General features: G+C 71.0%; 13 protein-coding genes. 3 read left to right on the top strand and 10 right to left on the bottom strand.

Going from position 1 to position 14,051, the window contains the following annotated elements:
- Window positions 1-45: 45 nt before the first annotated feature.
- On the top strand, window positions 46-576 hold the full coding sequence (locus tag AB0F15_RS08230) for a PH domain-containing protein (RefSeq protein ID WP_360267166.1): 531 nt from the start codon (window positions 46-48) through the stop codon (window positions 574-576).
- A 95-nt stretch (window positions 577-671) separates the two neighbouring features.
- Window positions 672-2,516 carry a dihydroxy-acid dehydratase gene (gene ilvD / locus AB0F15_RS08235; protein WP_360267048.1) on the top strand — a complete coding sequence of 615 codons (1,845 nt, stop codon included), beginning with the start codon at window positions 672-674 and terminating at the stop codon, window positions 2,514-2,516.
- Window positions 2,517-2,711: 195 nt separating this feature from the next.
- On the opposite strand, the gene AB0F15_RS08240 is transcribed toward ilvD, so the two are convergent.
- Window positions 2,712-3,287, bottom strand: a complete 576-nt coding sequence (locus AB0F15_RS08240) for a DoxX family protein (protein ID WP_360267051.1) — start codon at window positions 3,285-3,287, stop codon at window positions 2,712-2,714.
- A 37-nt stretch (window positions 3,288-3,324) separates the two neighbouring features.
- The gene (locus AB0F15_RS08245; protein WP_360267054.1) at window positions 3,325-4,233 is read right to left on the bottom strand and encodes a 2-hydroxyacid dehydrogenase; all 909 of its coding nucleotides are present in this window, start codon (window positions 4,231-4,233) and stop codon (window positions 3,325-3,327) included.
- Window positions 4,234-4,298: 65 nt separating this feature from the next.
- Here AB0F15_RS08245 and AB0F15_RS08250 point away from each other — a divergent pair, with 65 nt between their 5' ends.
- Entirely contained in the window at window positions 4,299-5,507 is a 1,209-nt protein-coding gene (locus AB0F15_RS08250; RefSeq protein ID WP_360267057.1) for a PQQ-dependent sugar dehydrogenase, read from the top strand.
- 364 nt (window positions 5,508-5,871) lie between these two features.
- Here the strand turns inward: AB0F15_RS08250 and AB0F15_RS08255 are convergent, their stop codons facing one another.
- The 8 genes from AB0F15_RS08255 to gatC all read right to left on the bottom strand — a co-directional run bounded on the left by AB0F15_RS08255 (window position 5,872) and on the right by gatC (window position 13,878).
- Window positions 5,872-7,014, bottom strand: a complete 1,143-nt coding sequence (locus AB0F15_RS08255; protein WP_360267060.1) for a Gfo/Idh/MocA family oxidoreductase — start codon at window positions 7,012-7,014, stop codon at window positions 5,872-5,874.
- A complete protein-coding gene (locus tag AB0F15_RS08260; RefSeq protein WP_360267063.1) occupies window positions 7,014-7,745 on the bottom strand; it encodes a cupin domain-containing protein in 732 nt (243 codons plus the stop codon). The genes AB0F15_RS08255 and AB0F15_RS08260 overlap by 1 nt, the downstream gene beginning before the upstream one ends.
- Window positions 7,746-7,754: 9 nt before the next feature.
- Window positions 7,755-8,672 (bottom strand): PmoA family protein, encoded by a 918-nt coding sequence (locus tag AB0F15_RS08265; RefSeq protein WP_360267066.1) that lies wholly within the window; start codon window positions 8,670-8,672, stop codon window positions 7,755-7,757.
- On the bottom strand, window positions 8,669-9,769 hold the full coding sequence (locus AB0F15_RS08270; RefSeq protein WP_360267069.1) for a Gfo/Idh/MocA family oxidoreductase: 1,101 nt from the start codon (window positions 9,767-9,769) through the stop codon (window positions 8,669-8,671). Before AB0F15_RS08270 ends, AB0F15_RS08265 begins: the two co-directional genes overlap by 4 nt.
- Before the next feature lie 254 nt (window positions 9,770-10,023).
- Window positions 10,024-10,554, bottom strand: coding sequence for a hypothetical protein (locus tag AB0F15_RS08275; protein WP_360267072.1), 531 nt, complete (start codon window positions 10,552-10,554; stop codon window positions 10,024-10,026).
- Between the two features lie 8 nt (window positions 10,555-10,562).
- Window positions 10,563-12,068: an Asp-tRNA(Asn)/Glu-tRNA(Gln) amidotransferase subunit GatB gene (gatB, locus tag AB0F15_RS08280; RefSeq protein WP_360267075.1), complete on the bottom strand. Its 1,506-nt coding sequence runs from the start codon at window positions 12,066-12,068 to the stop codon at window positions 10,563-10,565.
- A complete protein-coding gene (gene gatA / locus AB0F15_RS08285) occupies window positions 12,065-13,582 on the bottom strand; it encodes an Asp-tRNA(Asn)/Glu-tRNA(Gln) amidotransferase subunit GatA (RefSeq protein ID WP_360267078.1) in 1,518 nt (505 codons plus the stop codon). Before gatA ends, gatB begins: the two co-directional genes overlap by 4 nt.
- Window positions 13,579-13,878 carry an Asp-tRNA(Asn)/Glu-tRNA(Gln) amidotransferase subunit GatC gene (gatC, locus tag AB0F15_RS08290; RefSeq protein ID WP_247013514.1) on the bottom strand — a complete coding sequence of 100 codons (300 nt, stop codon included), beginning with the start codon at window positions 13,876-13,878 and terminating at the stop codon, window positions 13,579-13,581. Before gatC ends, gatA begins: the two co-directional genes overlap by 4 nt.
- Window positions 13,879-14,051 lie beyond the last annotated feature (173 nt).

Consider the following 14,051-nt stretch of genomic DNA (forward strand, 5'->3'; position numbering starts at 1 on the left):
ACCGAACGCCGGGCGGGTGTCAACTCTGCGGGACGGAGAGTCCGTATCGTGGACACCGGGGCGGCGCACGTCACCCCGGCCCGACCCGGGTTCCGGCAGCCCGGCGGCGCGGTGCACCATTTCCGCGTGGCCGAAAAACAGCAGGACGAAGGCCGGAAGGCCGTCTTCCGCATCCCCCGCACGTCGTTCATGGCGATCGCGCTCCTGACGCTCTGCGTGACGCCGATCGCGCTCGGGGAGATCCCGTACCTGCAGTGGCTCTACCTCTTCCCGATCGCGCTGACGGTGTTCGTGGTCCGCACCCGCACCGTCGCCACCCGCGACGGGCTCGCGATCCGCACGATGTTCGGCCACCACGACGTGCCGTGGTCGGCGCTGAAGGGACTCGCGATCACCAAGAAGGCGCGCGTGCAGGCCGTGTTGAAGGACGACACGAAGGTGCCGCTGCCGACCGTGCGGACCCGGCACCTGCCGGTGCTGTCGCTGGTCAGCGAAGGCCTCGTCGCGGACCCGAGCGGGGTCCTCGAGACCGGGGACATCAAGCCCGGCGAACCGGAGACGTCGCCCAGCGAGTAGCCGGCTCCCCCGCCACCCGCGACGGCCACGCCGGACCCGGCAGCGTAAATTGGTAGGACCAGTTTCGCTGGCCACCCTTTGACCTGGGAGTTCCCGTGCCGCCTCTCCGTTCCCGGACCACCACCCACGGCCGCAACGCGGCGGGCGCACGCTCGCTCTGGCGCGCCACCGGCATGACCGACAGCGACTTCGGCAAGCCGATCGTGGCGATCGCCAACTCCTACACCCAGTTCGTGCCCGGCCACGTGCACCTCAAGGACCTCGGCGAGATCGTCGCCGGCGCGGTCAAGGAAGCCGGCGGCGTCGCGCGCGAGTTCCACACCATCGCCGTCGACGACGGCATCGCCATGGGCCACTCCGGCATGCTCTACTCGCTGCCTTCGCGCGAGATCATCGCCGACTCGGTCGAGTACATGGTCAACGCGCACCAGGCCGACGCGCTGGTTTGCATCTCCAACTGCGACAAGATCACCCCGGGCATGCTCAACGCCGCGATGCGGCTCAACATCCCGGTGGTCTTCGTCTCCGGTGGCCCGATGGAGGCCGGCAAGGCGGTCGTCGTCGGCGGCGTCGCGCAGGCCCCGACCGACCTGATCACCGCGATCGCGGCGTCGGCGAGCACCGAGGTCGACGACGACGGGCTGGACATCGTCGAGCGTTCGGCCTGCCCGACCTGCGGCTCCTGCTCCGGCATGTTCACCGCGAACTCGATGAACTGCCTCACCGAAGCCCTCGGTTTGTCGCTTCCCGGCAACGGCTCGACGCTGGCCACGCACGCCGCGCGCCGGGCGCTGTTCGAGGACGCCGGGCGGACCGTCGTCGAGCTGTGCCGCCGCTGGTACGAAAACGACGACGACTCGGCCCTCCCCCGCTCGATCGCGTCGAAGGCGGCGTTCGAGAACGCGATGGCGCTGGACATGGCCATGGGCGGTTCGACGAACACGGTGCTGCACGTCCTCGCCGCGGCCCAGGAGGGCGAGGTCGACTTCACGATCGCCGACATCGACGCGATCGGCCGCCGCGTGCCGTGCCTGTCGAAGGTGGCGCCGAACTCCGACTACCACATGGAGGACGTCCACCGGGCCGGCGGCATCCCGGCGATCCTCGGCGAGCTGTACCGCGGTGGGCTGCTGAACACCGACGTGTGGTCCGTGCACTCGCGGGATCTGGAGTCGTGGCTGGGTTCCTGGGACATCCGCGCTGCTTCGCCCTCTTCCACGGCGGTCGAGCTCTTCCACGCGGCGCCGGGCGGAGTCCGCACGACGCAGGCGTTCTCGACGTCGAACCGCTGGTCGTCGTTGGACAAGGACGCGGCAGGCGGCTGCATCCGCGACGTCGAGCACGCGTACACCAAGGACGGCGGCCTGGCGATCCTCCGCGGCAACCTCGCCGAGAACGGCGCGGTGATCAAGGCGGCGGGCATCGACGAGGACCTGTGGCACTTCGAGGGCCCGGCACGGGTGCTGGAGAGCCAGGAGGAAGCCGTGTCGGCGATCCTCAAGAAGGAGATCCAGCCGGGCGAGGTGCTGGTGATCCGCTACGAGGGTCCGGCGGGTGGCCCGGGCATGCAGGAGATGCTGCACCCGACGGCGTTCCTCAAGGGTTCGGGCCTCGGCAAGAAGTGCGCCCTGATCACCGACGGCCGCTTTTCCGGTGGATCGTCGGGCATTTCGGTCGGCCACATCTCCCCGGAGGCGGCGGCGGGCGGCCTGATCGGCCTGGTCGAAAACGGTGACAGGATCCTGCTGGACATCCACGAGCGACGCCTGGAACTGCTGGTCGACGAGGCTGTCCTGGCCGAGCGGCGCGCGAAGATGGAGGCGTCCGAGCGGCCCTGGCAGCCGAAGGACCGCCAGCGCCCGGTGACGGCGGCGCTGCGCGCGTACGCCCGGATGGCGACATCGGCCGACACGGGTGCGGTCCGCGACGTGAACAAGTAAGCCCGGCTCGAGCTGCGAAGGCCGTCCCGCTTCCGGGGCGGCCTTTCGGCTTCCCCGGCCCCGCCCGCAAAGAGGACCCCCGCGCGAGGGGGACCCCCGATTTCAACGTTACCGGCACGCACCGACAGTTTCGGACCACGGAACCGGAGTTGTCCACAGCCCCGCTCGGGCCCGCCGAGTTGTCCCCAGGCGCCGCTACCTCGTCAAAACAATGACCACGACGGCCGCCGCCGCCGCCAGCAGCAGCGAAACCAGCCCCAACGGCAGCGGCCGCCTCCGCCAGGGCGTGTTCCGCTCCAGCGAGATCGGTCCGGCCCCGGTGAACAGCAGGCTGAGCGCCACCGCCGCGAGCAGCAGCTCGAACTCGAAACCCTGCCCGTGGCCCTCGAAGAACCCGCCGTGGAACTTCGCGTACACGGCGTTGGCCGCGACACCGAGCAGGCCCGCGGCCGCTAGCGGGGTGAACAGCCCGACGATCACCAGCACGCCGCCGCCGAGCTCGGTCACGCCGGTGATCCACGACAGCAGCGTCGTCTGCTTGTGGTAGCCGAACGTCTCCAGCATCCGCGCGAACCCGCCGATGCCCGGCCCGCCGAACAGGCCGAACAGGTGCTGCAGACCGTGCGCGCCCATGGTCACGCCGAGCGCCAGCCGCAGGATCAGCAAGCCGAGACCGAGCCCGCCCTGGCGCGGCGCGTCGTCCGCGCGGTCGTCCTCGACCCCGGAGAGGAGGCTGGTGGGCTGCTGCGAAACGTCGTCTCCACTGCTCACCCGCGAAGGTTAGGGGATCCTCGCGGGCGTGGCGAGCTCAGTATTCGCCGTGCACCAGGTTGTCCGGCAGCTCCCCGCCGGCGTACCGGGCGATCTCGGCCGCGGCGACGGCGTACGAACGAACCCGGACCCCGCGCACGGCCCCGCCGACGTGCGGGGTCAGCAGCAGGCCCGGCACCGTCCACAGGGGGTGCCCGGCGGGCGGCGGCTCGGGGTCGGTGACGTCGAGGGCGGCCCGCAGCCGGCCCGTGGTCAATTCGGCGACCAGGGCGCCGGTGTCCACGACGGTGCCGCGGGAGACGTTGACCAGCACCGCACCGTCACGCATCCGGGCCAGGAACTCCGCGTCGACCATGCCCCGCGTGCGGGAGGTCAGCGGCACCATCAGCACCACGACGTCGTGCAGTTCGAGCAGCCCGGGCAGCTCGCGCACGCCGTGCACGCCCTCCCGCGCGGTCATCCCGACCATCGTGCAGCGCGCGTCGAACGGCTCGAGCCGGCGCCGCAGGTGCCGCCCCAGGTCACCGGCGCCGATGACGAGCACCCGCTTGCCCTGCAGCGTGTCGGCCGTCTGCCGCTCCCACCGGCCTTCGCGCTGCGCGGTGGCGAAGACGTCCAGCTTCCGGTACATCGACAGCAGCGCGGCGACGACCCACTCGGCGGTGCTCCCGCCGTGCGCGCCGCGGCAGGTGGACAGCAGGACACCGTCGGGCACCTTGCCGACCCAGTCCTCGGCGCCGGCGGACAGCAGCTGGATCAGCTTCAGGTTCGGCAGCGTGCGCCACAGCCGTTCGCCCGGCGGGTGCTTGCCGGGGATGAGTACCTGGGCCTTCGCGGCCTCCGGGGGCACGGGCTCACCCCACTGGTAGCGCACGGGCATGACCCGCGGGACCTCGGCGAGCACGGTCATGCCCTCGTCGTCGGGCACCAGCACGGTCAGCGTCATGATCCCCAACGTAATGGAGGAGTACTCACCCATGGTTCACGCACCGGCCCCTAGGCTGGGGGATCATGCGCACCCGGTACCGCTCGGCCCTGCTGGCGATCTTGGCCTGCGGCGTCCTGCTGCCCGCCGGCTGCGCGCGGTTCGACGACACCGCGGCGGGCCAGACGTTCAGCCCCGCGCCCGTGCCGAGCCCCGAATCGCCACCCGAGGTCCAGGGCCCCGGCGCGGATTCCGGGAGTGACGGCCAGCAGGCACGGCCGGGCCAGTCGGCCGCGCCGGTGCCGCCGCCGCAGGGCTGCAAGGACTTCGACCCGGCGGTGATCGCCACGTGCCTGGACACCGTCGCCGCGGTGGCCGGCCTGCCGGGTGACGGCTCCACGCCGAGCGCGCTGGCCGGCGAACGCAAGAGCGGCCGCGTCCTGCTGGCGACGGCGGGCAAGGACGCGACGGAGTTCGCGAAGCTCGACGTCCAGCCGGCCGGCGACGGCGGCCTGACCGGGCTCGCGCTCTCGCCGTCCTATGTCGAGGACCAGCTCGTGTTCGCCTACATCACGACCGCGACCGACAACCGCGTCGTGCGGTTCGCCAAGGGCCAGGTGCCGAAACCGGTGGTCACCGGCATCCCGAAGGGCGCGTCCGGCAACCGCGGCACGATCGGCACCGACAACCGGGGCGCGCTGCTGATCGCGACCGGCGACGCAGGCAACCCGGACGCCGCGGCCGACGCGAACTCCCTCGCCGGGAAGCTGCTGCGGATCGACACCTCGGGCAAGGCCGCGGCGGGCAACCCGAACGGCTCGCTCGTGGTGGCGGCCGGCCTGCACGCGCCGGGCGGGGTGTGCGCGTCCGCCGACGGCGGCCGCGTCTGGGTCACCGACCGGCTCGCCGACAAGGACGCGCTCTATCGGGTGCAGGCCGGCCAGCCGCTGACGACGCCGGCGTGGACGTGGACGGACAAGCCGGGCGTCGCGGGGTGCGCCGACTTCGTGGACGCGAACGGTTCGCTCTCGATCGGCACGTCACTGGCCGGCAACCTGCAGAGCCTGCCGGTGACGGCGGAGGGCGCGATCAGCGGCAGGCCGACGGTGAGCCTCGACGGGAAGACCGGCAAGCCCCCGGTGACGTACGGCCGGCTCGCGGGCATGAGCATGATCAACCCGCAGCTCGCGGTGGCGGGCACGGTCAACAAGGACGGCGGCACCCCGGTCTCGAGCGACGACCGGGTGGTGCTGATCACCCCGGCCACCTCCGGCGGCGGGAACGGCAAGGACTGAGCCGGGGTTGCGCTCGATCGCCGGTCGTCGATTGTCGACCAGGGCGTGATGCGGGTGAGTTTGTCAGCCGTCACGCACCGGTTCGCCGATTGTCGACCAGGGCGAGCTCGTCAGCCATCGCGCACCGGTTCGGAACGCGACGCAGCCCTCGCACCCGAGCCGCGGAGGCGGCTGCAGGTCCGGACTTCGCTACGGCTCGCGCGGCCGAACCTGACCGCCACGACGACAGGTCCCGACCTCATCCCATCCAGCCCAGCCTGGCCCGCCGCGGGTAGCTGCCGTAGGCCGGTCCGCGGACCGGACGTGCCGAACCCCCATCCGGCACGTCCGGTATCCGCCGGCCCGCTCTTCGTCCGGCCGCCGGTCAGCTCAGCGGCTTCAGCTCCACGCGGCGCCCCTCCGCCGACGACGCCAGGCCGGCCTCCGCGAGCTGCAGCCCGCGGGCCGCGGAGAAGAAGTCGTACCGGTGTTGCCGCCCGGCGACCACGTCCCGCACGAACTCCTCCCACTGCGCCTTGAAGCCGTTGTCGAACTCCGTGTTGTCCGGCACTTCCTGCCACTGGTCGCGGAACTGCTCGGTCGCCGGGAGATCCGGATTCCAGACGGGCTTCGGCGTCGCCGAGCGGTGCTGGACGCGGCAGCGCCGCAGCCCGGCGACCGCGCTGCCCTCGGTGCCGTCGACCTGGAATTCCACCAGTTCGTCGCGGAAGACCCGGGTGGACCACGACGAGTTGATCTGCGCGATCGTCCCCGACTCCAGTTCGAAGATGCCGTACGCAGCGTCGTCCGCCGTCGCCGCGTACGCCTCGCCTTGTTCGTCCCAGCGGCGCGGGATGTGCGTCACCGCCTTGGCCGTCACCGCCGAAACGCGGCCGAAGAGGTTCTCGAGCACGTAGTTCCAGTGGCAGAACATGTCGAGGATGATGCCGCCGCCGTCTTCGGCCCGGTAGTTCCAGCTCGGGCGCTGCGCCTCCTGCCAGTCGCCCTCGAACACCCAGTAGCCGAACTCGCCGCGCACCGACAGGATCCGCCCGAAGAACCCGCCGTCGATCAGCCGCCGCAGCTTCCGCAGCCCGGGCAGGAACAGCTTGTCGTGCACGACGCCGTGGCAGATCCCGGCGTCCCGCGCGAGCCCGGCCAGCTCCAGTGCAGCCTGCAGCGATTCGGCGAGGGGTTTCTCGGCGTAGACGTGCTTGCCCGCGGCGATCGCCGCGCGCACCGACGGCTCGCGCGCCGACGTCAGCTGCGCGTCGAAGTAGATCTGGACGTCGGACAACGCGGAGTCGGCGTCGGTGGTCCACGACGTCAGGCCGTGCCGGTCGGCGAGGTCCTTGAGCTTCGCGGCGCTGCGGCCGGCGAGGATCGGCTCGAGCTGCACGCGGCTGCCGTCCGGCAGGGCGACGCCGCCCTGTTCGCGGATCGCCAGGACCGACCGGAGCAGGTGCTGCCGGTAGCCCATCCGGCCCGTCACCCCGTTGAGCAGCACTCCGATGCTGGACTGGTTCATCACTGCAAGCCTTCCTGGTCGAGGGATCCGTCCCACGGGATGTCGTATTCGGCGCGGCGTCCGCACATGCCGTAGCCGTCCGGGTTCGACGGCGTCGCGACCCGCAGGCCGGACAGATCGAGGTGGCTCCCGTCGCCGTCGGCGAGGGCCTTGAGGTGCGCGCCGGTCAGTTCGGCGGCTCGCAGCGCACCCGCCCGCCAGCGCGGTACCCACTCTGCGACCTTCGGCGCCACGAGCGCGACGGCCGCACGGTGGAACGCCCGGAGCGGCTCAGGATCACCGTCTCGCAGGGCAGCACGCAACGGCAGATAGCCAAGAACGGCCAGGTCACGGCGGTGCCGCGCGGCGTCGTCGGTTTTCGGCAACGCCGCGGCCTCGGCGTAGGCAGCCGCGTCGGCGAGCACGTCGGGCGGAAACGTGAACACGGCGTCCCCGGCCTCCGGCAGCCCGCTGTTCTGCATGAGCACCGTGACGCGCAGGTCGTCCTCCTGCACCATCCGGTGCACGGTGCCGGGCGCGAACCACGCGATCACCCCGGCCGCCAAGGGCGTCTCCACGTAGCCGTCGACGCTCAGCGTCTGGACGGCGCCTCGGCCGCCGGTGACGACGTAGGCCTCGGTGCAGGCGAGGTGGACGTGCGGGCTGCCGCCGCAGACGCCGTCCTCGGCCGCCCAGTCGTAGGCGCGCAGGTGCGAGACGCCGATGCCACCCGGTAGCGGGAATTCGTGCATGTCCTGTCCTCAGAATCCGTGGCTCTCGAGGTACCGCGTCACCCGATCGCGGTCCCAGGCCCCGTCGGCGACGACGATCCGGTAGCGGTAGGTGAAGCTCTCCCCCGGCGGCAGGGCGAATTCCTCGAAAAACGCCCAGGAGAAGGCGACCATGGGCGTGTCCTCGGAACGAACGAACCAGTGCGACTCGTGGATCGCCTTGTCGTTCTCGGGTGCGTGCGCGAAGAGGAGCGTCGAATGCGCGTCGACGTCGTCGTGCTCGCCGACAAACGCGAGCCACGGCGCCTGCGCGCCCATCATCTTCTCGCCCTCGAGATCGCCCGGCCCGAGGACCCGGCCCCCGGCGAAGTCCCGGGGACCCCGCCAGTGCAGGCCGGTGTACCCGGCCAGTTCGCGGCCGGCCGTGGTCGGGCTGCCGAACACGAGCGGGGTGTCGCGGATGTTGGTCAGCTCGATCCCCCAGTCGAGCGCCCAGGCCCCTTCGTCCGGCTCGACCGAGTGGACGACGATGTCGCGCCGCTCCCGCGCCCACTCGTCACCGCCGTTGGCGACCCACGTGAGCCGTTCGGTGAGGTTCAGCCGATCGCGCTCGACGGTGAAGTCGGCGAATTCGTCGTGCCGCATGGAGCCGATGCGGTCCGGCAGGTCCTGGTACCACTCGCCGGGGACGTAGGTGTGGCCACCCCAGAAGTTCTGTCCGGACAGGTGACTCGACGTCATCTGCAGGCCCTTGTGCCACCGGTGGTCGGCGGGCCGGTAGCCGCTGACGTGCCGGCCGCCGAGCGTGCGCAGCGGGTGGGTGTAGGGCTTGCGCGACTCGAAGGCCACCGGATCCGGTTTGTACACATAGGACATCAGCTGGACCCCGCCCGCCTCGATGGAGACGTGCTCGCCGTGCCGGTGGGTCACCGTGATCGCCGCGCTCATCCGCGTGCTCCCGTCTGCGCGGAGGTGCCGGCCATGGAGCCGTAGAAGGCGTCGCCCGGCCCGATCTCCCCGCGGTGCACGCCGAGCCCGGTGGACGCGGACTTGTACAGGGCCGCGACGAACTCCAGCACTCGCCGCCCGTCGTCCCCGCTGCACGGCGGCCGTCGTCCGGCCCGGTAAGCGGCAAGGATCGGCGCGAACGCGGCGGCGTGCGAGCTGTCGACGTCGGTGGGCGGGGTGTGCCAGCGCGCCACGGCATCCCCGCCGACGTGCGGGGCCGGGGTGTAGTGCCAGTTCTTGACGCCGTACCCGTAGAGGTGGGTGAGTTCGGCGGTGGCGTGCTCGCAGTCGATCCGGATCCGGCTCACCTCGTCCGGGGAGAGGACGCTGTTGACGACCGTCGCGAGGGCCCCCGACTCGAACCGGACGAGCGCGGTGGAGACGTCTTCGGTCTCGACGTCGTGCACCAGCCGCGCGGTCATCGCGCGCACCTCGGCCCACTCGCCGAGCAGGTGGAGCAGCAGATCCATCTGGTGGATGCCGTGCCCCATGGCCGGCCCGCCACCCTCGGTCTCCCAGCGCCCGCGCCACGGCACGGAGTAATAGGCGGCATCGCGGTACCAGGTGGTCTGGCAGTGCGCGACGAGCGGACGGCCCAGCTCTCCCTCGGCGAGCAGGCTCCGGAAGTGCGTGGCGGCCGAACCGGACCGCTGCTGGTAGACGAAGGCCGCGTACGGACCACCGTCCCGCTCGGCGGCGGTCATCTCGTCGTATTCGGCGAGCGATCGGCACGGCGGCTTCTCGCACCAAACCCAGGCGCCGCCCTCGAGCGCCTGTTTGGCCTGCTCGACGTGCAGGCTCGGCGGCGTGCAGATGGAGACGAGGTCGGGTTCCTGCTCGGCGAGCAGGGTGCCCAGGTCGTGGTAGGGACGGGCGTGGTCGGTCTCCGCGCAGAACGCGGCGACCCGGGCTTCGTCGACGTCGACGGCGGCCACGATGTCGACGTCATCGCGGTGGGCCCGGTAGGCGGCCCGGTGGCTTTCCGCGATGGCCCCGGTACCGACGACGGCGACCCGCAAGCGCTTTCCCTCGGCCAACCCGGGTCTCCCTCCTCGTTCCGGCGCCCCTGCAGCGCCGATCCGCGCCGGCCCGTTCGCCCGCGGGACGGCAATCTCCGCGGCCGGGCTGCGCCTCTCCGACCGTTCCAGAAAGCGCTTTCTGACGCAACGGGCGGCCGCGATGTCAACGTTGTCAACGAGCGCGATCAACCGGACGGACGACTCGACCGACCGGTCGGAAATTCTCCAGCGGTAAGACTGTTACCGAAGTGGCGGCGTTGGGCCACCGAAGATCACTGCCTCTGGCTGCGGGTCTTCCGCGGTTGCCGGCTCTCGGCACGCATCGCCCGCACGTCCAGGAAAGCGGCAACGCCCGAAACCAGCGCCGCGAACAGCCCGAGAAACCGGCCGAGCCCGGGTCCGATGGCGACCCCGGCGGCCTCGAAGATGCCGCGCTGATCGGCGTCGAACTCCCAGTCCAGCGTGAGCCAGCCCAGCGCCATCAGCAGCAGCGACGCCGCTGCGGCTATCAGCCACAGGTGCGGCAGGCCGCTGACCCGCAGGTTCCGGACTCGCCCGAAAACGACCACGACCAATCCGGCCACCACCAACGGCAGCGGCGGACACCAGGCGAAGAAGCTCGAGTGCCAGGCGTCGCGGACGACGTCACTGTGCGGCAACTGCGCCAGGATGTCTTCGATGTCCGGTCTGGTCGCACTCAGCGTGGTCCACGGCAGGAACGTCGAACCCAGCGCGAGCAGCCCGGCCGCCAGGCCGAGCCACTCGCGCCAGGTGACGCTTTTGACGGAGAACGGCTGTGTCATGGAACCGGTCAGGAACCGACGCGCTCGATGATCAGTTCACGGACCCGCTTGGCGTCGGCCTGCCCCTTGGTCGCTTTCATGACCGCGCCGACGATCGCGCCCGCCGCGGCGACCTTCCCGCCACGGATCTTCTCCGCGACGTCCGGCTGCGCCGCCAGAGCCTCGTCGATCGCCGCGAGCAGGGCCGAGTCGTCCGAGACGACCTTCAGCCCGCGCTTCTCGACGACCTCCCGCGGTTCGCCTTCACCGGCGAGCACGCCGTGGACGACTTCCTTCGCCAGCTTGTTCGTCAGTTCGCCGGACGTGACCAGCCCGATCACCTCGGCCACCTGAGCCGGGGTGATCGCCAGTTCGGCGAGCTCGACCTCTCGGGCGTTGGCCTCCTGGGCGAGGGTGTTGACCCACCAGCCACGCGCGTCGTCCGGCGACGCGCCGGCCTCGACCGTAGCCGCGACCAGGTCGACGGCGCCGACGTTCAGCAGGTCACGCAGGGCTTCGTCGGAAAGTGACCACTCCTGCTGGATCCGCTTGCGTCGCTCCGAAGGCATCTCCGGCAGCGTGCCACGCAGTTCCTCGACCCATTCGCGCGACGGCGCGATCGGGACCAGGTCGGGTTCCGGGAAGTACCGGTAGTCCTCGGCGGTCTCTTTCGTCCGGCCGGACGACGTAGTGCCGTCGGCTTCCTGGAAGTGCCTTGTCTCCTGCTTGATCGTCCCGCCCTCGGCGAGGATCGCCGCCTGCCGGGTCATCTCGTAGCGAACCGCGCGCTCGACGCTCCGCAGCGAGTTGACGTTCTTCGTCTCGGTGCGGGTGCCGAACTCGGTCGCGTCCTTCGCCATCAGCGACACGTTCGCGTCGCACCGCAGCGAGCCCTGGTCCATCCGGACGTCGGACACGTCGAGCGCGCGAAGCAGGTCACGCAACGCCGAGACATATGCGCGCGCGACCTCGGGCGCCCGCTCAGCGGTGCCCTCGATCGGCTTGGTGACGATTTCGATCAGCGGCACGCCGGCCCGGTTGTAGTCGAGCAGCGAGTGCTCGGCACCGTGGATCCGGCCGGTGGCGCCACCGACGTGCAGCGACTTGCCGGTGTCCTCCTCCATGTGCGCGCGTTCGATCGCCACGCGCACGACCTCGCCGTCGTCGAGCGTGACGTCGAGGTAGCCGTTGAAGGCGATCGGCTCGTCGTACTGCGACGTCTGGAAGTTCTTCGGCATGTCCGGGTAGAAGTAGTTCTTCCGGGCGAACCGGCACCACTCGGCGATCTCGCAGTTCAGCGCGAGACCGATCCGGATCGCCCCCTCGACGGCCTTCCCGTTGAGGGCCGGCAACGCCCCGGGCAGGCCGAGGCAGGTCGGGCAGACCTTCGTGTTCGGCTCGCCGCCGAACTCGTTCGCGCAGCCGCAGAACATCTTCGTGTTGGTGTTCAGCTCGACGTGCACCTCGAGCCCGAGCACCGGGTCGAACCGCTCGACGACGTCGGCGTAGTCCATCAACTCGGCCACGGCAGTCACTTCGTTCCTCCCAGCTCCGGGACCTTGTGGATGAGCGCCCCACCGGCGGCGGCGTCGCGGGCGGCCTCGTAGGCGGCACCGACCCGGTAGAGCCGGTCGTCGGCGAGCGCCGGGGCCATGATCTGCAGACCGACCGGTAGGCCGTCCTCATCGGACAGCCCGCTCGGCACGCTCATGGCGGCGTTTCCGGCGAGGTTCGACGGGATGGTGCACAGGTCGGCGAGGTACATCGCAAGCGGGTCGTCGACACGCTCGCCGATCTTGAACGCCGTGGTCGGCGTCGTGGGCGAAACGAGGACATCGACCTGGCCGAAGGCGGCGTCGAAGTCACGCGCGATCAGCGTGCGCACCTTCTGCGCCGAGCCGTAGTAGGCGTCGTAGTAGCCGGACGACAACGCGTACGTGCCCAGCATGATGCGGCGCTTGACCTCGGGGCCGAAGCCCTTTTCCCGCGTCAGCGCCATGACCTCTTCGGCACTGTGCGTGCCGTCGTCGGCGACGCGCAGGCCGTAGCGCATGGCGTCGAACCGCGCGAGGTTCGACGAGCACTCGCTGGGCGCGATCAGGTAGTACGCGGGCAACGCGTAGACGAAATGCGGACAAGAGACCTCGACGACCTCGGCCCCGAGCGCCCGCAGCTGCTCGACCGCGGCCTGAAACGACCGCAGCACGCCGGGCTGGTAGCCGTCGCCGCCGAATTCCTTGACGACGCCGACCTTGACGCCCTTCAGGTCACCGTTCGCACCCTGGCGCGCAGCGGCGACGACCGGCGGCACCGGCGCGTCGATGGAGGTCGAGTCCCGCGGGTCGTACCCGGCGATGACCTCGTGCAGCAGCGCGGCGTCGAGCACCGTCCGCGCGCAGGGCCCGGCCTGGTCGAGAGACGACGAAAACGCGACGAGCCCGTAGCGCGACACCCCGCCGTAGGTCGGCTTGACCCCGACGGTCCCGGTCACGGCCCCGGGCTGCCGGATCGACCCGCCGGTGTCGGTGCCGATGGCGATGGCCGCCTCGAAGGCCGCGATCGACGCCGACGAGCCACCGCCCGACCCACCCGGGATGCGGGCGTGGTCCCACGGGTTGTGCGTCGGGCCGTACGCCGAGTTCTCGGTCGACGACCCCATGGCGAACTCGTCCATGTTGGTCTTGCCGAGGATGACGACACCGGCCTCGCGCAGCTTGCGCGTCACGGTCGCGTCGTATGGCGGAATCCAGCCTTCGAGCGTTTTCGAACCACAGGTCGTCGGCACGCCCTCGGTGGTCAGGACGTCCTTGAGCGCGAGCGGCACGCCGGCCAGCGGCGACGCGGGCGCGTTGCCGTCGGCGAGGCCTTCGTCGACCGCCTTGGCCGCGGCCAGCGCGCCCTCGGTGTCGACGTGCAGGAACGCGTGGATGTGGTCGTCCACCTCGGCGATCCGGTCCAGGTGGGCCTGCGTGACCTCGACCGCGGACACCTCGCGCGAGTGGATCTTGTCCGCCAGCTCCGCGGCGGTCAGTTTGATGAGCTCGGTCACTGCTCTTCCCCCAGAATCCGCGGCACCCGGAAACGCCCGTCCTCGGCGGCCGGCGCACCGGCCAGCGCCTGCTGCTGTGTGAGCCCGGGACGGACGACGTCCTGCCGGAAGACGTTCGTCAGCGGCACGGCGTGCGAAGTGGGTGGCACGTCAGCGGCGGCGACCTCGCTCACCTTGGCCACCGAGTCCAGGATCTGGTCGAGCTGGCCGGCGAAGACGTCGATTTCGTCGTCGGTCACGGCCAGCCTGGCCAGCTTCGCGAGGTGCGCGACCTCGTCTCGGGAAATGTTGGGCACGCGGGTGACTCCCGGGTTGTGCTGTGCGGGTTGTCTCGGAAGCTGCAAGTCTATGGTGGCGGCGCGGGCGGACTCGACTGGGTTACGCCCGGCGCAGGCCGGCTGCCGTCCGGCGACGCTCACATCCCGCCCGGCGGACAGCAGGTCCGCAAGCCGGGTGCGTCTGTCACAAT

This window comes from Amycolatopsis sp. NPDC026612, from assembly GCF_040638285.1.
Classification (GTDB): domain Bacteria; phylum Actinomycetota; class Actinomycetes; order Mycobacteriales; family Pseudonocardiaceae; genus Amycolatopsis.

Excerpts from the sequence above, each read along its gene's own strand:
- AB0F15_RS08245 (WP_360267054.1), bottom strand. The coding sequence starts at position 4,233 with ATGACGCTGACCGTGCTGGTGCCCGACGACGAGGGCATGACCGTGCTC.
- AB0F15_RS08250 (WP_360267057.1), top strand. The coding sequence starts at position 4,299 with ATGCGCACCCGGTACCGCTCGGCCCTGCTGGCGATCTTGGCCTGCGGC.
- AB0F15_RS08255 (WP_360267060.1), bottom strand. The coding sequence starts at position 7,014 with ATGAACCAGTCCAGCATCGGAGTGCTGCTCAACGGGGTGACGGGCCGG.
- AB0F15_RS08260 (WP_360267063.1), bottom strand. The coding sequence starts at position 7,745 with ATGCACGAATTCCCGCTACCGGGTGGCATCGGCGTCTCGCACCTGCGC.
- AB0F15_RS08265 (WP_360267066.1), bottom strand. The coding sequence starts at position 8,672 with ATGAGCGCGGCGATCACGGTGACCCACCGGCACGGCGAGCACGTCTCC.
- AB0F15_RS08275 (WP_360267072.1), bottom strand. The coding sequence starts at position 10,554 with ATGACACAGCCGTTCTCCGTCAAAAGCGTCACCTGGCGCGAGTGGCTC.